The organism is Rhodobacteraceae bacterium LMO-JJ12 (assembly GCA_021555075.1).
GTDB lineage: Bacteria > Pseudomonadota > Alphaproteobacteria > Rhodobacterales > Rhodobacteraceae > JAKGBX01.
Map to the genome: position 1 here is coordinate 910428 of JAKGBX010000001.1, position 18653 is coordinate 929080.

Annotated in this window: 20 protein-coding genes; 11 read left to right on the top strand and 9 right to left on the bottom strand. The window is 59.2% G+C overall.

From position 1 onward, the window contains the following. Positions 1 to 12 precede the first annotated feature (12 nt). From LZG00_04345 to LZG00_04355, 3 genes are read left to right on the top strand one after another with little or no spacing between them, the layout of a single operon-like run. The gene (locus LZG00_04345; protein ID MCF3593222.1) at positions 13 to 603 is read left to right on the top strand and encodes an RNA polymerase sigma factor; all 591 of its coding nucleotides are present in this window, start codon (positions 13 to 15) and stop codon (positions 601 to 603) included. Next, positions 596 to 970: a hypothetical protein gene (locus LZG00_04350; GenBank protein MCF3593223.1), complete on the top strand. Its 375-nt coding sequence runs from the start codon at positions 596 to 598 to the stop codon at positions 968 to 970. Before LZG00_04345 ends, LZG00_04350 begins: the two co-directional genes overlap by 8 nt. Continuing rightward, positions 967 to 1500 (top strand): periplasmic heavy metal sensor, encoded by a 534-nt coding sequence (locus LZG00_04355; protein MCF3593224.1) that lies wholly within the window; start codon positions 967 to 969, stop codon positions 1498 to 1500. The genes LZG00_04350 and LZG00_04355 overlap by 4 nt, the downstream gene beginning before the upstream one ends. Positions 1501 to 1551: 51 nt before the next feature. On the opposite strand, the gene LZG00_04360 is transcribed toward LZG00_04355, so the two are convergent. Continuing rightward, positions 1552 to 2964: a diguanylate cyclase gene (locus tag LZG00_04360; GenBank protein MCF3593225.1), complete on the bottom strand. Its 1413-nt coding sequence runs from the start codon at positions 2962 to 2964 to the stop codon at positions 1552 to 1554. Between the two features lie 88 nt (positions 2965 to 3052). Between LZG00_04360 and LZG00_04365 the strand changes: the two genes are divergently transcribed. Both LZG00_04365 and LZG00_04370 read left to right on the top strand, forming a co-directional pair. Continuing rightward, positions 3053 to 3337 carry a DUF3572 domain-containing protein gene (locus LZG00_04365; GenBank protein ID MCF3593226.1) on the top strand — a complete coding sequence of 95 codons (285 nt, stop codon included), beginning with the start codon at positions 3053 to 3055 and terminating at the stop codon, positions 3335 to 3337. Positions 3338 to 3390: 53 nt separating this feature from the next. Continuing rightward, entirely contained in the window at positions 3391 to 4086 is a 696-nt protein-coding gene (locus tag LZG00_04370) for an HAD family hydrolase (protein MCF3593227.1), read from the top strand. Between the two features lie 298 nt (positions 4087 to 4384). On the opposite strand, the gene LZG00_04375 is transcribed toward LZG00_04370, so the two are convergent. Continuing rightward, positions 4385 to 4963: a hypothetical protein gene (locus LZG00_04375; protein MCF3593228.1), complete on the bottom strand. Its 579-nt coding sequence runs from the start codon at positions 4961 to 4963 to the stop codon at positions 4385 to 4387. Between the two features lie 706 nt (positions 4964 to 5669). Here LZG00_04375 and LZG00_04380 point away from each other — a divergent pair. From LZG00_04380 to phoB, 4 genes are all read left to right on the top strand, one after another. After that, on the top strand, positions 5670 to 7229 hold the full coding sequence (locus LZG00_04380; protein MCF3593229.1) for a trimethylamine methyltransferase family protein: 1560 nt from the start codon (positions 5670 to 5672) through the stop codon (positions 7227 to 7229). Between the two features lie 142 nt (positions 7230 to 7371). Next, positions 7372 to 8436 carry an ATP-binding protein gene (locus tag LZG00_04385; protein MCF3593230.1) on the top strand — a complete coding sequence of 355 codons (1065 nt, stop codon included), beginning with the start codon at positions 7372 to 7374 and terminating at the stop codon, positions 8434 to 8436. Between the two features lie 137 nt (positions 8437 to 8573). Next, on the top strand, positions 8574 to 9281 hold the full coding sequence (phoU, locus tag LZG00_04390) for a phosphate signaling complex protein PhoU (protein MCF3593231.1): 708 nt from the start codon (positions 8574 to 8576) through the stop codon (positions 9279 to 9281). A gap of 3 nt (positions 9282 to 9284) precedes the next feature. Next, positions 9285 to 9974 (top strand): phosphate regulon transcriptional regulator PhoB, encoded by a 690-nt coding sequence (phoB, locus tag LZG00_04395; protein MCF3593232.1) that lies wholly within the window; start codon positions 9285 to 9287, stop codon positions 9972 to 9974. A gap of 21 nt (positions 9975 to 9995) precedes the next feature. On the opposite strand, the gene LZG00_04400 is transcribed toward phoB, so the two are convergent. The 3 genes from LZG00_04400 to LZG00_04410 are packed head-to-tail and all read right to left on the bottom strand — an operon-like array spanning position 9996 to position 13169. Next, positions 9996 to 11207, bottom strand: coding sequence for an ABC transporter permease (locus tag LZG00_04400; protein MCF3593233.1), 1212 nt, complete (start codon positions 11205 to 11207; stop codon positions 9996 to 9998). Further along, positions 11197 to 11898, bottom strand: a complete 702-nt coding sequence (locus LZG00_04405) for an ABC transporter ATP-binding protein (protein MCF3593234.1) — start codon at positions 11896 to 11898, stop codon at positions 11197 to 11199. The genes LZG00_04400 and LZG00_04405 overlap by 11 nt, the downstream gene beginning before the upstream one ends. 17 nt (positions 11899 to 11915) lie before the next feature. Beyond that, positions 11916 to 13169 carry an efflux RND transporter periplasmic adaptor subunit gene (locus tag LZG00_04410; GenBank protein ID MCF3593235.1) on the bottom strand — a complete coding sequence of 418 codons (1254 nt, stop codon included), beginning with the start codon at positions 13167 to 13169 and terminating at the stop codon, positions 11916 to 11918. Positions 13170 to 13525: 356 nt separating this feature from the next. Here LZG00_04410 and LZG00_04415 point away from each other — a divergent pair, with 356 nt between their 5' ends. Next, complete coding sequence (locus LZG00_04415) at positions 13526 to 14560, top strand: GSCFA domain-containing protein (GenBank protein ID MCF3593236.1); 1035 nt, start codon at positions 13526 to 13528, stop codon at positions 14558 to 14560. Beyond that, positions 14560 to 15324, top strand: coding sequence for a hypothetical protein (locus LZG00_04420; protein ID MCF3593237.1), 765 nt, complete (start codon positions 14560 to 14562; stop codon positions 15322 to 15324). Before LZG00_04415 ends, LZG00_04420 begins: the two co-directional genes overlap by 1 nt. A gap of 19 nt (positions 15325 to 15343) precedes the next feature. On the opposite strand, the gene LZG00_04425 is transcribed toward LZG00_04420, so the two are convergent. From LZG00_04425 to LZG00_04440, 4 genes are read right to left on the bottom strand one after another with little or no spacing between them, the layout of a single operon-like run. Then, positions 15344 to 16090 carry a tyrosine-protein phosphatase gene (locus tag LZG00_04425; protein MCF3593238.1) on the bottom strand — a complete coding sequence of 249 codons (747 nt, stop codon included), beginning with the start codon at positions 16088 to 16090 and terminating at the stop codon, positions 15344 to 15346. Next, positions 16090 to 16896: a metallophosphoesterase gene (locus tag LZG00_04430; protein MCF3593239.1), complete on the bottom strand. Its 807-nt coding sequence runs from the start codon at positions 16894 to 16896 to the stop codon at positions 16090 to 16092. The genes LZG00_04425 and LZG00_04430 overlap by 1 nt, the downstream gene beginning before the upstream one ends. Further along, positions 16893 to 17678: an ATP-binding cassette domain-containing protein gene (locus LZG00_04435; GenBank protein ID MCF3593240.1), complete on the bottom strand. Its 786-nt coding sequence runs from the start codon at positions 17676 to 17678 to the stop codon at positions 16893 to 16895. The genes LZG00_04430 and LZG00_04435 overlap by 4 nt, the downstream gene beginning before the upstream one ends. After that, complete coding sequence (locus tag LZG00_04440; GenBank protein ID MCF3593241.1) at positions 17675 to 18652, bottom strand: ABC transporter ATP-binding protein; 978 nt, start codon at positions 18650 to 18652, stop codon at positions 17675 to 17677. The genes LZG00_04435 and LZG00_04440 overlap by 4 nt, the downstream gene beginning before the upstream one ends. Position 18653: the final 1 nt, after the last annotated feature.

Consider the following 18653-nt stretch of genomic DNA (forward strand, 5'->3'; position numbering starts at 1 on the left):
GCCAAGTTCAGGATGACTATGCCGCGCGACATGTTTGCCGATGTGCCCAACGAGACGCTTTTGAAGTTGTTTGCCAACGGCGACAGGGCGGCGGCGCATTCTCTGACAACCCGGTTGACCCCGATTGTCATGGCGCATGCCTATCGGTTGCTGGGGGATTGGACCGAGGCCGAAGATGTGACCCAGGAGGCGATGATGCGGCTCTGGAGGATTGCCGAAGAGTGGCGACAGGGCGAGGCCAAGGTTACGACCTGGCTTTACCGGGTCGTGGCCAACTTGGCGACAGACCGACTGCGGCGTCGTAAACGCAACGGACCTGCGCTCGATGATATACCCGAGCCGGCGGATGACAAGCTTGGGCCGTCGGAACACATGGTTGAGCAGGAGCGGCAGGCGGCTTTGCAACAAGCGCTGAACACGCTGCCCGAGCGACAGCGACAGGCAGTGGTGTTGCGCCACATTGAAGAGATGGGGAACCCGGAAATTGCCGCCATCATGGAAATCAGTACTGAAGCGGTTGAAAGCCTGACCGCGCGGGGCAAGCGGGCGTTGGCGGCAGCTTTGGCCGGGCAGCGTGAGGAATTGGGATATGGCGATGGATAAGACGGATCAAGACGACAATCTGCAGGCATTTTTCGACGCTGCACGAGAACAGCCGGCGCCGACTTCTGAAGCGCTATTGGCGCGGGTTCTGAAGGATGCGCTGTCCGTTCAGGACGCGACAGAAACGGTGAGGTCAGAGGTGCCAAAGGTTGGGCTTTTGGCGGGGCTTTGGGCCGCCCTGGGCGGTTGGCCTGCGATGATCGGGCTTGCCACTGCCACTGTGGCCGGTCTGTGGATCGGGGTCAGCCCCTCGTTGGGTCTGAGTGATGCCGTGACCACCGCGTTGGGGGCGAATGGCGTTGAAAGCTACATTGACGAGTTTGCGACCGGTTTTGATTATGCCTTCGAAGAAGGAGAGACAGGATGAATGACAAGGAAATGAGAACGCCGGGCATGAAACGGACTTTGCGCGTGTTGCTGGTTGCCTCTCTTGCACTCAACCTTCTGGTGGTGGGAGCCGTTCTGGGTATGGTGGTATCGAACCGCGGCAAGGATGAACGTCACCCGCCACGTGTGTCGCAACCCGGTGGGCCGTTGACAGCGGCTTTGGAACGGCAGGACCGCAAAGCGGTTGGTCGCGATCTGCGCAACGCGATGCGCGCCGAACAGGCCGAACGAGGGGACGGCGCGGCAAACTTTTCGGTCGTCATTTCCGCGTTGACCACTGATCCTTACGATTCTGCTGCCGTGCGAGCGGCGGTGGAGGCTCAGATGCAGCAGGTCACGCGCCGGGTGGATCTGGGTGTGGATATCCTACTCAAACGGTTCGATGAGATGAGCGCGGCAGATCGTACAGCCTATGCTGAACGACTGCAAAAAGTTATTGAGCGCGGGCCACGTCGTAAGCCCAAGGGCCAGCGCGGCGAGGGCAAGCGCTGGTTCGGGTCACATGACTGAGTTGCTGGCGAAAATGGTGATGATACGCAGGGAATTGCGGGGCGGTCGAAGTCAGGCTGCTGAACGCACTTGGCTGAGCGCGACCTGATTGCGACCATGCGCCTTGGCCTCATAGAGGGCTTTGTCTGCGCCATCGAGAACCGCTTCATGCTGTGACAGGGTCGGGTCTGTGGGTGTGCCGATGTCCGAACCCATGGCGACACCGATACTGACGGTGACTTGCAGCGGGCACAACCGACCAGGCATTTCGAATACGGTGTCGCGGATCTGCCTGCATAGTCTCTGAGCCATGATCCGGGCGGTGCGCCGCCCGGTCTGTGGCATGACGACGAGAAACTCTTCGCCACCTACGCGCGCCAACAGGTTTGGCTCTGTCACGGACTGCTTTAGAATCTCGGCAAGTCGGATCAACACGGTATCGCCCGGGGAATGGCCGAAACGATCATTGATCAACTTGAAATGGTCGACGTCGATAATCATGACGGCATAGTCGCCGGTACACCCTCCGCTGCGCGCGGCGTCAGCAATCGCAGCGAGGTTTGGCATCGCATACCGTCGGTTGAAGAGGCCTGTAAGTGGATCGGTCAGCGCCGCACGCAACCCATCGCGCATGTCTTTACGCAGCCGTTCAAGTGTGCGTTTACGGGCGGTCAGCCGATCAAGTCTGAGGGCGATTTCATGGACAGTCGCTCCTTTGGTCAACGCGTCATTTGCGCCTCGGTCGAGCGCATCTGCGGCGTAGCGTTCGGCGTGTTCGCCATCTGCGAGAACCAGAACGCCACAATCGCGGGTTTCCGGCTTAGCCTTCAGGTCGGCAAGGAGTTGTAATCCTGATTCGGCGCACTCTGGCGTCAGGATCACGGCGACGACATCGGGCGCGGCCCCTTCGCTCATCTGCAAGATCGCATCGCGATACCCATAAGAATGGTGTTTGCCCGGAATATGACTGGACAGCTTGCGACTCCATTTCACGGCTGTGTCGCTCCGCGGAGCGACAATTGCCGTTGGTCCCGGCGTGACATAGCACTCTGTCGCTTCGGCGAGGCCAAGGGCGCGACTGGCACCTTCGCGCAGAGTGAGTTCTGCGGCAGTTTCGCGCAATCGGAGCAAACTGCGCAAGCGCGCCAGCAGCAGGCGTTCGCCGTGCGGTTTGACCAGTATGTCATCGGCGCCGGATAGAAGCAATTGCAGACGACGTTCAGAGTTATGGCTCATCGCTTCGACGATGAGCGGTGTTGATCTGCTTGACGGAGCGGTTCGCAGCGTGCGAGCAAATGTCTCGGTCGTCATGTCGGGTAGATGGTCTGCGCACAAGATAAGATCGGGACGCAGTTGGCGCGCAGTTTCCAATCCTTCGTTCCCACTGTCTGCTTGCGCTACCTGGTAACAAGCCCTAGCCAGCTTCACCTTCATGACGATCCGGTTGGTTGCGACGGGGTCGATGATCAGGATTGTTGCGGGCACGGAAGAGACCCCTTTCAAGACATGTGACTTGTATCACCCACATCATTCCATCAGAGTAGTTAACAAATCCTTTCCGGAATTCTTTTAAATGTCGATGTCGCAAGAAACCGCTGAAACCATTGCGCTCCAGGCTTTGGGCTGGTTGGCGGCAGATGAGGAATTGCTCGCGGTTTTTCTCGGCTCGTCCGGGTCGGCGGGGAATGAATTGCGCGAACGTGTCAAGGATGCCGAATTCCTCGGCTCGATTCTCGACTTCCTGCTGATGGACGATGCCTGGGTGGTGCGATTTTGCGACACGGCCGGCCTCAGCTATGACAAACCGATGCTGGCGCGCGCTGCGTTACCCGGCGGCAAGGAGGTTTTTTGGACCTGAACGAAGAGACCCGCACCGCCAAGACCGACGCGCCAAACCCGACCCGTGAACCAATGCTGCTGGACGGGTTGATCTTTGACAAGGATGGCACGCTTTTCGACTTTTCCGCGTCCTGGGTAAGCTGGGCGCTGGCGCTTGTTGGCGAGCTGGCTGACGGTGATGCCGAGCGCTTTGAGTTAATCAATAGTGCAATCGGATTTGACAATGAAAACAGACGCTTCAGCCCAGATTCAATCGTCATTGCCCACACGGCTGACGAGATTGCCGCCGCTGTGGAGCCTTTGCAGGACAGATATGATTACACCGGGCTGGTGGAACGAATGAATGCGGGGGCCGAGGCCGCGCCGATGGCCCCGGCGGTGCCGCTTTTGCCGCTTCTTTCGGGGTTGCGCGGGCGCGGTTTGCTGCTGGGACTGGCGACCAATGACGGCGAAGGCCCGGCCAAGGCGCATCTGCGTCAGGCGGGGATTTCAGAGATGTTCGATTTCGTCGCCGGGTTTGACAGCGGGCATGGCGGAAAACCGGCGCCGGGGCAGCTTTTGGCCTTTGCGCGCGCCACCGGGTTGGCGCCCGAACGCATTGCCATGGTGGGCGACAGCACACACGATCTGGAGGCCGGACGGCGCGCTGGAATGCGCACGATTGGCGTTCTCACAGGGCTGGCCGGGGCCGAAGAACTGGCCGGGTTGGCGGATGTGATCCTTCCCGATATCGGCCATATTCCGCCGCTGGTATTAGCAAGCCGTTAATCTTTGGCGCAACGCCCCGGCGGGTTAACCATGCGGTTTGCGCATGGGAGGCTTGGGGGTGACTCCCGGCTGACATCCGGCTGACTCCCGGCTGCCGGGGAAATCGGGATTGGGTTAAGGGATTGTTAGGTTAATGGGGGGTACGGTGGGCGACTGCATGCGTGAAAGGCAGGTGTGCGGACGAAGGTTGAATTCGCTGCGCTGACCAGGAAGGTCGGGTTCGGGAAATACTGCCATTCGCCGGGCCGCGCACGAACTGGTAAGATGCGCAACGAAGTGGGCATCCAATACTCAGCTTTCAAAGTCTTCTTTCTACGAAGCTGTCAAGTAGCAACGGCAGCTTTTCCATTGCCTCATCTAGAGGAACTTCGATTTTTTTATTCTTGGAGCCGTTGGATGGGTATCGGTAATCGTACCAGAAACCGTCGCGGTAAAACCGGCATTGGTCCCAATTTCCCATTGCCACACACTCAGGCACATCCACTCTACGTGGTTGCTTGAATGATCCGCTGGAACGTTCCCGACTTCCCTCGGGCGATTTCTGAAACCACACCTTTACCTGACGTTGTGACTTCCCGTCTTGGAGCGGCGTAAATCCAGGATAAACGACCCAAATCCCAATCGTATTGTAGACACTGTTCCCTGACGGATGATAGCGCCAAGGAATTTCATACTGATCGCCAGCAAGCTCCTTTCGATAGACGTACCCAGTGTCCATGCTGTAAGTCACGATTTGCACCCCCAACAGCATGAAACATCCAAGGATGCCTGCAATCATCGCGCGCATACGGTGCTGCTCTGGACCCAAATGAACACTGAAACCAACAGCAATCAGTAAGAGTATTTCGGCCGAGATAATTTGCTCTGTGTAGCGCATCCCCCAATATCCTAGGGAGTAAGCTTCAGCGTGTGTACTCAGACCTTTTGCCATAAACTGACAAAATGCGACACCTCCCCAAAGAACTGAGAATATCCAAAAGAAAACTCGCATGGTTGTGATCTTTATCTGGAAACGTGTTTTCTAAATAGAGGCACACAATGCGCGGGAAAACAAGAATAGTGCGAAGCGGTCCTTCATGAAACTCGCAGCATTTGTTACTAAGGGCTCAATCCTGCCGTTTGCCACCCCGCCCGGAATCAAGGCCGCAGGCCGCCGGGCGAGCGCATGCCCGTTCCGGCGGGCTGGCGCTTTGGTGAGGGCGTGCAACGTTCTTATGTCAGAAGGGTTTGGCGGGATAAATTGCGCTCCATTGGCGTTGCAGCGCCACCCCACGGGCAGGCGCGCGCCCGGCTTCGTGGGGGCGGTGGATTTGGTTCGGGGCGTTCCGGCGGATTGGCGCTTTGGTGAGGGCGTGCAACGTACTTATGTCAGAAGGGTTTGGCGAGATAAATTGCGCTCCATTGGCGTTGCAGCGCCACCCCACGGGCATGCGCGCGCCCGGCTTTGTGGAAGAAATCTGGAGCCTGCGCGGCATCAGCGTCTGATCCGACTTGCCCAAATGCGACAGCTTTCGTCGCGGGTGGACAGGCGGCCTGGCGCGCAGCGGCGAATGATCGAAGGGAGGCGATCAGGGAGAACGGCCATGGCAGAAGCGGCACAAGGCGGGCGGCGCAGCGGCGGGCGGGCTGGAAAATCGGCGCGGCGCGGCTCGGCTGTAATCGAGCAGAGCGCATGGCGTTTGCCAATCAATCAGGACCGCCCGATCGAGCCGATGGGCGAGGAGGGTGTGCAGGCGATCCACGAAGGGGCGATGCGTATTCTCGAAGACATCGGGATTGAAATTCTCAACACCGAAGCTCTGGAAATTTTTCGTGAGGCGGGGGCGATCATCAACGGCACGAATGTGCGGTTGGGGCGCGATTTCATCATGGAAATGGTGGGCAAGGCGCCCGCGCAATGGTGGATGACGCCGCGCAACCCCGAGCGCGCAATCCCCATCGGGGGCAAGCATATCCTGTTTGGCAATGTCAGCTCTCCGCCCGCCTACTGGACATTGGAAACCGGGCGCAAGATGGTCGGGACGCGCGCCATGTGTGCCGATTTTATCAAGCTGAGCCAGTATTTTAACTGTATCCATTTCATCGGCGGTTATCCGGTTGAGCCGCAGGATATTCACGCCTCGGTGCGCCATCTGGATGTGCTTTATGACAAGCTGACGCTGTCCGATAAGGTGGTGCATACCTATTCGCTTGGCAAAGAGCGGGTCGAGGATGTGATGGAGATGGTGCGGATCGCGGGCGGGCATAGCCATGAGGAATTTGATGCCGGGCCAAAGCTCTATACCAACATCAATTCGACATCGCCGCTGAAGCATGACGAGTTGATGCTGGATGGCTGGATGCGGCTGGCGCGGCGGGGTCAGGGATTGGTGGTGACGCCGTTCACGCTGGCCGGGGCCATGGCGCCGGTGACGATGGCGGGGGCGGTGGCGCAATCGCTGGCTGAGGGGCTGATTGCGATTGCCTTGGCGCAGTATATCAAGCCGGGGGTGGCCTGTGCGATCGGGACGTTTACCAGCAATGTTGACATGAAGTCGGGCGCGCCGGCGTTCGGCACGCCGGAATATATGCGCGCGACCCAGATGACGGGGCAGATGGCGCGGTTTTATGGGTTGCCGCTGCGTTCAAGCGGGGTGTGCGCGGCGAATGTGCCGGATGCGCAGGCAATGTGGGAGACCAGCAATTCGCTCTGGGCGGCGGTGCAGTCGGGCACGCATATGGTTTATCACGCGGCTGGATGGCTGGAAGGGGGGCTGATTGCGTCGCCTGAGAAATTTGTGATGGATTGTGAGGTTTTGCAGCAGATCCAGCGCTATATGGAGCCGCAGATCTGGGCGACGACGCCGGAGGATATTGCGCTAGAGGCGATTGCCTCAGTGGGGGCGCAGGGGCATTTCTTTGGGCTGGAGCATACGCAGGAGCGTTATACGACGGCGTTTTATCAGCCGTTTCTGAGTGATTGGCGCAACTTTGAAGCCTGGGATCTGGCCGGTGGGGTGTGGACGGCGGAGCGGGCGCATGGGATTTACAAGCGCATCGTAGAGGAATTCGTGCCGCCGACGATGGATGAGGCGATCCGTGAGGAGCTTGGGGAGTTTGTGGCGCGGCGCAAGGCGGAAGGCGGGGCGCCGACGGACTTTTGAGATACGGTCCGAAGGGCGTGCGCGCGGGGGTCTGATCAGGGGTGATCGAACCCGCGTGGGGGGTGGGTGACGGGTGAACCTGTTGTTTGTCCCCAAGATCGGCTAAATCCATCGAAGCAAGCGAATTTGAGAAACGGCCATGATGGATCAACCCCTGAGCGAACTTCCTGTGGTGCAGGATGTGATTGCGGCATTTGCGCTGCCCACGCTGGCCATCGGGCAGGCGGGGAAGGTCGAGGCCGTGAACAGCGCCGCCGAAGCCCTGTTGGGCAAGAACATGGTGGGGCGGCATTTCACGACCTACCTGCGCCATCCCGGGCTGGTTGAGGCGGTCGAGCATGGCTTGCGTGATCCGTCCGGGCAGGAAGTATCCTATCAAGTTGTCGAGAACGGCAAGGATGTCCACTATGATGTGCATCTAAAGACAATTGCGGCCACTGGTCTGTTGTTGGTCAGTTTTCAGAATGCCACGGAACTGGCGCAGGCCGAGCAGATGCGCCGCGATTTTGTTGCCAATGTCAGCCACGAGTTGCGCACGCCTCTTACGGCGGTCATGGGCTTTGTCGAAACCCTGCGCACGACCGCGCGTAATGATGCCGTCGCGCGGGAGCGGTTTCTTGGTATCATGGCGGGTGAGGCCGAGCGGATGAACCGGCTTGTCGGTGCGTTGTTGTCGTTGAGCCGGGTTGAAGCGGGCGAACGGGTGCGCCCCACCGCACGGCTTGATCTTGGCAAAGTGGTGCAAACCACCTTGAGCAATCTTGAAACGCTTGCGCGGGACAATAATGTGACGCTGCAATTTGATCCGGCGCAGCAGGCACCGCAGCATGTCATTGGTGATGCCGATCAGTTGATGCAGGTCTTTACCAATCTGGTGGAGAACGCGATCAAATATGGTGGCGCGGATCAATCGGTTGATATCGAGATCAGGCCCGTCGCGCATGATCCCATTCTGCGCGGCCCGGCGATTGAGGTTGTGATTTGCGATCATGGACCGGGTATTGAGCCGATACATTTGCCACGTCTGACCGAGCGGTTCTATCGCGCCGACAGTCATCGCAGCCGTGAACTTGGGGGTACCGGTTTGGGGCTGGCGATTGTGAAGCATATTCTGAACCGTCACAGGGGCCGCTTGAAGATCGCAAGCCAGCCGGGGGAGGGATCGCAATTCAGCGTGGTACTGCCCCCGGAAACAACCGAGGCCTGAATTTCGGCGAATGAAACGGGCGCTTGGGCGGGTTGTCATAAAACTGTAATGAAACTGTCACACAACCGCAGTGCTTGGTGCGGATAAGCGCGCCAGGATCACCGGGAAACAGGATGACCGGCAGGATTGGATGAACCATGACGCATGACCATATTTCTTCAGCTTTCGATGCAGATCTGGAAGCGGTTCAAGCACAGATCATGAAAATGGGCGGGCTGGTTGAAGATGCCATTCGCTTTGGCATGAAATCGCTTGAGACCCGTGACGAAGAGCTTGCCCGGAAGGTTCGCGCCGCCGATGCGGCCATTGATGCATTGGAAGAGACGATCAACGAGGGGGCCGCCCGCATCATTGCGCTGCGCGCGCCGACGGCGATTGATCTGCGTCTGATCCTGAGTGTGATCAAGATCAGCGGCAATCTTGAACGGATCGGTGATTATGCAAAGAACATGGCCAAACGCACCGAGGTTCTGTCAAAGGCGGAGTCGTTCAGCGACAGCACGGGTACGCTCCGACGCATGACACGCGCGGTTGAATTGATGCTGAAGGATGCTCTGGATGCCTATATCCATCGCGATGTTGCGCTGGCGGCTGATGTGATCGCGCGCGATGTTGATGTCGACCAGATGTATAATGCGCTGTTTCGTGAATTGCTGACCTTCATGATGGAAAATCCGCGCAATATTACTGCCTGCCTGCACCTGCATTTCATTTCGAAGAACACCGAACGCATGGGGGATCATGTTACCTCTATCGCGGAACAGGTGATCTATCTGGCAACCGGAAAGCAGCCGGACGAGACGCGCCCGAAAGCCGATACAACAGCCGCAATTTCAGAGGTCTGAGCGATGCCGCCACTACAACCGCAGGTACTTTTGGTTGAGGATGACCCAGCCCAGCGTGAGGTCTTGAGTTATAATCTGGTGGCCGAGGGGTTTGCCGTGCGCTGCGCCGAAAACGGCGAAGAGGCCATGTTGATGGTTGCCGAAGCTCTGCCCGATCTGGTGATTTTGGATTGGATGATGCCCTTGATGAGCGGGATCGAGGTTTGTCGTCAGCTTAAATCGCGCAACGAGACGCGCCATATCCCGGTGATCATGTTGTCGGCCAGATCTGAGGAGGTGGACACCGTGCGCGGTCTGGAGACCGGCGCGGATGACTATATGATCAAGCCGTATTCGGTAAATGAGCTTATGGCGCGCGCGCGCACGCAAATTAGGCGCACCCGCCCGGCGGTGGTGGGAAAGGGGCTGACGTTTGAAGATATCAGCCTTGATCCTGAAAGCCATCGCGTCACCCGTGACAACCATGATCTCAAGCTGGGCCCGATCGAGTTTCGGCTTCTGACCACTCTGATGGAGCGGCCGGGGCGGGTGTTCAGCCGCGAGCAACTGCTTGATCTGGTTTGGGGGCGCGAGATTTTCGTGGATGCGCGCACGGTTGATGTTCATGTCGCGCGGCTGCGCAAGACGTTGATGCGATATGACGGGAGCGACCCGATCCGCACGGTGCGCGGTGCCGGATATGCGCTTGGATAAAGCGCGACGGGGCGCGAGGGGTCATTGGTGTCGCAATGCGTCAATCGGATCCATGCGCGCGGCGCGGCGCGCGGGAAAATAGCCAAACAAGACGCCAACGAGCGCCGAAAACCCGAAGGCGCCCAGGATGACCGTGATGTCGGGCGCAAACGGCACGGCAAGGGCATTTGCGCCCACCAGCGCCAGAGCAAGACCCAGCAGAATGCCGATGAGTCCGCCGATCAGCGAGAGCACGATTGCTTCGACCAGAAACTGCATCAACACCTGACGTTCGGTCGCGCCGACCGCCAGACGAATGCCGATTTCGCGGGTTCTTTCGGTGACGGACACGAGCATGATGTTCATGATGCCGATTCCCCCCACAAGCAGGCTGACGGCGGCGACGGCGGACAAGAGGCCGGTCAGAACCGTTGTAATGCCCGTCAACATCGAGGTGATCTGTTCGGTGTCAAAAACATTGAAGTCGTCATCCTCGCCCGGACTTATCCGGCGTCTTTCGCGCATCAGGCGTTCGATATCGGCCTTGGCCTTGTCTGTTGAAACGTTGTTTCGGATCGAGGCATAGATCATCGACACGTCTTGGTTGCCTGCCACACGGCGATGGAAGGCTCGGATCGGGATCAGCACCAGGTCATCTTGATCGCTGCCGAAGCTCGATGCGCCCTTGGCTTCGAGCACGCCGATGACGCGGCAGGAAATCTGCTTGATGCGGATCACCTCGCCCAAGGGGCTTGAGCTGCCGAACAGCTCCTGTCGGACCGTCTCGCCCAGGATGCAGGCCGCGGTGCCGCTGCGCAATTCGCTGTCGTAGAATTCGCGCCCCTCGGCGATGGGCCAATCGGTTGCCACGAGATAGCGGTTGTCGGTGCCGGTTATGTTGGTCGAATAGTTGGTATTGCCGAAAATCACGGTCATCATCCGCGAATTGCTGGGCGTGGCGACGGCGACGCCCGAAATCTGGCTGTCGATTGCGTCGACATCCTTGAGGGTCAGGGGGGCGGCGGTGCTGCCGGTGCCGCCGGGGCCGTTTTGCGCCTGTCCCGGTCGAATCATCAAGAGGTTGGTGCCAAGTTTGGAGACGTCGGCTTCGACCTGTGCGGTCGATCCCTGGCCAACGGTGACCATGGCGATGACCGCGGCCACGCCGATCACGATGCCGAGGACGGTCAGGAAGGAGCGCATGGTGTTGCGAAAGATCGCCTGCACGGCGAGATGAACCGTTTCAAGAAACATCGGCGACCTCACGGGTGACAAGGCTGTCGGATTCGATCTTGCCATCGACAAAATGGATCAGGCGCCCGGCATATTCGGCCATGTCGGGTTCGTGGGTGACCATCATGATGGTAATGCCCTCGTCGCGGTTCAGCTGGGTCAGCAATTCCATGATTTCGCGGCTGCGCGCCGTATCAAGGTTGCCCGTGGGTTCATCGGCCAACAACACATCCGGGCGGGTGACGATGGCGCGCGCGATTGCGACGCGCTGTTGCTGGCCTCCGGACAGTTGCGAGGGGTCGTGATGTTCGCGCCCCGCCAGACCGACGCGCTCCAAGGCTTGCAGCGCCAAGGCCCTGCGCTCGGATTTTGCCATGCCCTGATAGATCAGGGGCAGCTCGACATTGTCGATGGCCGAGGTCCGGGCGAGCAGGTTATAGCCCTGAAAAACGAACCCGAGATAGTTTCGCCGCAACAGCGCGCGCTGATCGCGCCCTAGCGCGCCCACTTCGGCGCCCATGAAGCGATAACTGCCGCTGGTGGGGGTGTCGAGGCATCCGATCACGTTCATCGCGGTCGATTTTCCCGACCCGGAAGGGCCCATCACGGCCACGAATTCGCCCTTGGAGATGGTCAGGTCGACGTCTTGCAAGGCGCGCACTTCGGCTTCGCCCTCGCCATAAACCTTGCATATACCGCTGAGTTCGATCAGCGGCGCGACCGCGTGGCTCATTGTGTCACCATGTCCACGACAACCCGGTCACCCTGGGCAAGTGCGCCGGCAACGATTTCGGTGCGTATACCATCTGTTTCGCCGGTTTCGATCTCGACGGACTTCAAGTCGTCGCCGTTCGCGACCCAGACCGTGCGCAAACCGCTCTGGGCCTGTTGTGTGGTCGAGGCCGCGTGCGAGGGGGGCTTGAAAAGCAAGCCGAGAAAACCGCTGCCGCCGGCTTCTTCCTCGGCCTGAACGGGGGGTGAAAATCGCAGGGCGGCATTCGAGATTGTCAGGGCGTTGTCGAGATTGGCCACGGTGACATCTGCCGTTGCCGTCATGCCCGGACGCAAGAGCAGGTCTGAATTGTCGATTGAAAGGATGCCTTCGTAGGTGACGACGCCGTCGATTGTCTGGGGCGCAAATCGCAATTCGGAAATGACGGCGGGAAAGGTGCGGTCTTGATAGGCTTCCACCGTGAATTGGGCGGTATCGCCAACATCGACCTTGCCGATATCGGCTTCGTCGATATCGACGCGCAGTTCCATACGCTTCAGATCCTCGGCAATGGAAAACAGGATCGGTGCCTGAAACGACGACGCCACGATCTGGCCGACATCGACGTTGCGTTCGAGCACAACGCCATCAATCGGGGAACAGATGCAGGCCTTGTTGAGATTGGCCTCGTCGACCTTCAGATCTGCGGCGGCGACGCGCACGTCGGCCCGCGCGCTGGCGACGGCTGCTTTTGCGCGGGCAAGCGCGGCATGGGCGGCCAGAAAACTCTGCGTTGTGGTCACGCCGCGACGGTCAAGCTCAAGCGCGCGTTCATAATTGCTTTGTGCTTCGTCCAGAGTTGCCTGAGCTTCGGCCACGCGGGCTTCGCGCGCGGCAAGAGTCGCGCGGCTATGCTCCAATTGCGCCTCCAGCTTCTCGGTATCCAGCTCTGCCAGAACCTGGCCCTTGGAAACGGTGCTGTTGTGATCAACCATGACTGATTTGATCGTGCCGCTGAGTTCGCTTGAAATTTCGACCAGGTTTGTCGGTTCAACCGAGCCTGTCGCCGTCACCTTTACAACAATCGCCGCCCGTTCAATCGAATCGGTTTCATAGGTGACGCCGCTGTTGGTGGAGCTCCACGCGAACCACATCCAACCGCCGCCAAGGATAAGGATGACAAGGATGGTCCAGATGATCCAACGGCGCGCCTTATGACTTGTGCTGCCGCTTGCGACGATCTGATCAATGTTGGTTTTTGTCGCGGGCATTGAGAATGGTCCTTGTTTTGCCGTGAACCGACTTGCAGAGGGATTGGCCGTGCAATGAGACAGATTTTTTACCATGGGGTTCTCGCTGTCGTCATTGACGTAGATCATTGGTTCGGGCCGTGAATGCATATCGCACAGTAAAGTGGCGGAAATGGCGAGGCGGCGCCGGGTTTGCCCCAATGCGGGTTGTGATGAGACCGCAGTAGGGGTAAGTTTTTCCGGTCATGAGTTTGCCGTGTACTACTTGGCGGTGAACGAATGCGGTCTGGGTGTGACGCCTGTCGAATTTGGGCCGTGTGATTGACGATTCGTTGATGAAGATTCTGTTCAATCCACTGTCAATTAGGTGAAATACATTGGTAGACCATCCGTACAAGGGGCTTCCCGATAATCGATTCTGGAAAAGGGCAATTGCGGAAAAAGGTATTTTTGACCTTTCCGATGTCTACGAGAAAAAATTCGATATCGATCCAAATGAACCCATTGCGACCGCAGGCAGCTGTTTCGCTCAGCACATTGCGAAACGCCTGCAATCAAGCGGCTATCGCTATCTTGATGCGGAAGCCGCCCCGTTCAATTTCCCGCCTGACGATATGGAGGCGTTTGGATACGGGCTATATTCGGCGCGTTTCGGAAACGTGTACACCTCGCGGCAGCTTCTTCAACTGGCACAAAGAGCGTTTGGAAAATTTGAACCAGTTGAACATATCGTGGAACACAAAGGTCGGATTTACGATCTGTTGCGCCCCACGGTTGAGCGCGACGGTTTCGCCAGTCGCGACGAGTATGCGGAAATTCTGCAATATCATCATCGTGCTGTCCGGCACATGCTTACACGTTGCGGTGTCTTTATCTTCACCTTCGGTTTGACCGAGGCTTGGGTGGATAAGCGGGACGGAACAGTCTATCCGATTTGTCCGGGCACTGCGGCGGGTGAATTTGATCCTGCCAAATACAGTTTCAAAAATTTCACAGTGTCGGAAAACCTGGCTGACATGCGGGAATTCATTGAGTTGGTTCGAAGCGTCAATCCCGGTGTGAAGTTCATGTTTACGGTTTCACCCGTGCCACTTGTTGCAACCGCGGAAGAACGTCACGTAATGGTTTCGACGGTCTATTCCAAATCGGTCTTGCGCGCGGTGGCGGGCGAGCTGGAGCAGCAGGACCCCTTGATTGACTATTTCCCGTCATATGAAATCATTAGCGGTATCCCGTCGCGGAGCATGTTTTTCCTACCGGACATGAGGTCGGTGCATCCCAAGGGTGTGGATCTGGTTATGGAGCATTTCTTTAAGCAGCATCCGCCCGCAAGAGCGACGGTTTCGCATATTCAGCGTCAAGAAGAAGAACGTGATCCCGCCTGTGACGAGATCCTATTGGAGGCGGAATAATGGGGTATGACTTTCAAGCACCGAAATACCATATTTTTGGCGATAGCAACGTGAACAGGCTTCTGGTTGCCTCGCAAGGAATGAGGGCGCAAATAGCGGCTTCCGGATTTCCCTTAGGTCTTGTTCGCGCGCTGGGTGCTGCGAACGAGTTCTATGCTCCTTTCTATGAACTGAGCGACTCGAAATTGCGGATTACTGATCCCAAGTTGAAATCTCGACTGGAAGGCGAGCTTTGTGACGAAAACGGCTTCATGCATGAGCCGGATGGATCGCTGTGGCTGATATCCGGAGGGTTTCACACGCTCGGTTTCCTGAACAGTGCGCGCTGGGACACTCATCGGCTTTGGCGTGTCGGCTCGGACCGGCAGCTCGCACCTATCAGCGATGGGGCGTTCAAGGCTATGGTTCTCGATCTCAACCGGTTCTTTTTGGGTTTCCTGAGAGACGCGATGGCGCTGGGATACCGCGTGGCGGTATTGTCTTCCGCGCCGCCGACCGAGAGATTCGTCGAGAGATTGGCCAGCAAAAAGTGGACGCGCGATGAGATACTGTTGATGGATGGCGCTGTTCGAGAGGTGATGACAACGCAGTTGGCCGAGATGGGCATAGCCCTTATTACTCCGCCGGAAGATGTGGCCAAGGATGGCTTTCTGAAATCAGAGTATCTGATGGCGAACCTCGCGGATTCGCACCATGGGGACGTCGAGTATTCCAAGAAATACCTGGGAAAGATTGCCGAAACTTGCGGGTATTCGGTAGCTTAAGTCGGTATAAATCGCTTTTTCAGCGCGCGAGCAGTTTTCTGCGCAGTTGGTTGATTTCGTCCGAGGGCATGCCGATGGATCTGAGATAACCGGTGGTCGAGCCGTGGCGGGTGTCGATCTTCTCAAGCGTGCGGGCCATGGTGGTGGCCGGGCTTTGCAGGAGTTTGGCATAGCTTTCGGTATCGCCGCCGCGCGCGCGCGACAGGGCGAGGAATTCTGTCACCAGATCGGGAATGAGTTCGGCGGTCAGAGTGTAATCGGCCACGATCTGATCATGTGAAACGTCGGCCACTCCGAGCAGCAGCGCGGCGATGATGCCAGTGCGGTCCTTGCCAGCGGTACAGTTGAACAGAACGGCGCCGCGTTCGACCGTGGCAATTTCGGACAGGATCGTGCGGATCGCGGGGCCACGGGTGTCGAGCGCGGCGGTGTAAAAGGACAGCAGAGGATCATCGCCCGGACGCCGTGTTTTGGAAAGGGCGGAGGGCGAGAGATCGTCAAACAGCGGCAGGTTGAGGAATTGCACCTCGGCGTAGTTTGCGAAGGGGCTTGGCTTCTCTCTGATTTCATCGGGCGTGCGCAGGTCGATCACCTTGTTCAGGCCTTCGCCGTGCAGACGTTTGGTTTCACTTTTTTCAAGTCGGTGAAGGCTGTCGGCACGCAGGAAGCGACGCCAGGGGATAGTGTCGCCAGACGCGGATTTGTAACCGCCGAGATCACGGATGTTATAGGCGCCCTGGGCCGGGAAATGCCGTGAGGGGGCCATCAGGCGAAGGTTTCCAGCCGGGCGCGATCGACGACGCCGATTTCGCGAGGCTCAGGCGTGAGCGGCACGAAAGAGACGCTTAGGCCCGAGGGGCGCCAATCGCAGATACCAAAGCTGGTGCCTTCGACAAGGCGCAGATCGGTGGTTTCAAGAAGGTCGACCGAGCTGTCGAGGCCGCCGGAGACGAAAATGGGAATGCCGTGCCAATGCATCACCCGGTTGATGTGGATATGGCCCGACAGGATGCCCGCGACGTTGTGCCCGGCAAGGGCGGCGGCCAGCCGTTCGGTGCTGGCCATATCGAGCGTGGCCCAGGGCAGGCCGTTGGGGTCGATCCGGGGGGGATGGTGGATAACCAGCAGCTTTGGCAGGTCGGGATGGCGGGTGAGCGCGTGGGTGAGAAAGGTGAACTGGGCTTCGCAGATCGCACCGGCGACATGGCCGGGAACCGAACTGTCGAGGGTGATGATATGGAGGTCGCCATGCACCACATCATGGAAATAGGGCGCGTCGGAACCGGCATTGCCGCGCATTTCGTGAAATGCGGCGCGTTTGTCGTGATTGCCAAGCGCCATGAGGAGGGGCGCCTTTAACGGGGCAGTGAGATCGCGAAAGAGGTTGTAGCTTGCGACATCGCCCATATCGGTGAGATCGCCGCTGGCGACGACAAAGGCGGGCTGCTGCGGCATGGCGTTGATGATTTCCACCATACGGCTAAGTATGGCGGGGTTATCGGCCTTGTGACCGGGTGCGCCCGCGCCGGGAGCCGAGATGTGGATGTCGGTGAGGTGGATGAAACGGGTCATGGGCGCGCTCCTGCGGCTTGCAACAGGGTTTGGGTATAGCTGTGGGTGGGTGCATGCAATATGTCCGTTGCGGCACCGGATTCAACCACTTTGCCGCGCTGCATGACCAGAACATGATCGCAGACCGAGGCGACAACTGCGAGATTGTGGCTGATGAAGAGTATGCCAAGGTCGAGTTCGTCCTGCAGATCGAGCAGCAGGTTGAGCACTTGTGCCTGCACCGAAACATCAAGGGCCGACACCGCCTCATCCGCCACGAGAAGTGCCGGGCGGGTGACGATGGCGCGCGCGATTGCAATGCGCTGACGCTGACCGCCGGAGAATTCATGGGGGTATTTGGTGGCGTCCTTGGAGTGCAGGCCGACTTGTTCGAGCGCCTCGTCCACCCGTTTGCCGTTGTCTGTGGTGGCGCCGGTGGCGCGCAGCGGTTCTGCGATGGACCAGCCGACCTTGCGACGCGGATCGAGCGAGCCGTAGGGGTCTTGAAAGACCATCTGGAACTTCTGACGCAACTGGCGCAGGGCGCGATGTGAGAGGCTGTGTGGGCATTGACCCTGGAAGCGAATCTCGCCCGCGTCGGGGCGTTCAAACGCCATGACCATGCGGGCCAGCGTGGATTTACCAGACCCCGACTCGCCAACGATTCCGAGGGTTTCACCGGCTTCAAGTGTGAAGCTGGCGTTTTGTACGGCGGTGAGGACCGGCGCGGGTTGAAAGAGCGATTGGCGCGGCAGCCGGTAGTGGCGGGTGAGGCCGGTGGCTTGCAGAAGCGGAGCGGTCATGGCGCGCCCCCTGTTTCGTCAAGCAGGTGGCAGGCGGCGATGCGGGTTGTGCTCAGGGCGTGCGGGGTGGGACGCTGCGCCGCGCATTGGGGCAGTTCGACCACGCAACGCCCCGAGAAGCGGCACCCGTGGGGCAGCGCGCTCAGCGGCGGGACGCTTCCGGGGATGGTGGGCAGGCGGGCGCGTTTGCCGTCACGGTCGCGTCGCTGGGCCAGGGATTCGGGGCGCGCATCGAGCAAGCCCTTGGTATAGGGGTGCGCCGGGGCAGAGAGCACCTCGTCGGTCAGGCCACGCTCGACGATATCGCCGCCATACATCACCGCGATGTCGCGGGTGGCGCGCGCGACGGCGGCGAGATCGTGTGAGATCAGCACAAGCGCCATTTGGCGTTCTTTGGCAAGCCGGACCAGCAGATCGGTGATGCGCAGGGCGACGCTGGCGTCGAGCGCGGTGGTCGGCTCGTCTGCGATCAGAAGGTCCGGGTTACAAGCCAGCGCCAGCGCGATCAGCACGCGTTGACGTTGCCCCCCCGAAAGCTGGTGGGGGAACTGACGCAGGCGGGCTTCCGGGTCGTTGATGCCGACCTCGTTGAAGAGCGCGAGTGCGCGTGTGCGGGCGGCGTCGCCGGTGAGACCTTCGTGCACGATCATGGGTTCGGCCACGGTATCGCCGACGCGGCGCAGCGGGTTGAGCGCGGCCATGGGTTCCTGAAAGATCATCGCGACGCGGCGGGCGCGCAGGGCGGCCCATGTGCGCTCAGAGGCGTTGCTCATGTCGGTGGTGTCGATGGTGATCTGGCCGCTCAGGGTGGCGGCATCGGGGGCCATGCCCATCAGGCAGAGCGCCAGAAGGCTCTTGCCCGACCCGCTTTCGCCGACCACACCAAGCCGGTCGCCGGGCGCGATGGAGAGCGTGATGTCGCGCAGGGCGGCGTGGCCGTCAAATCGCGCGGTGAGGTTTTCGAGTTCGATCATG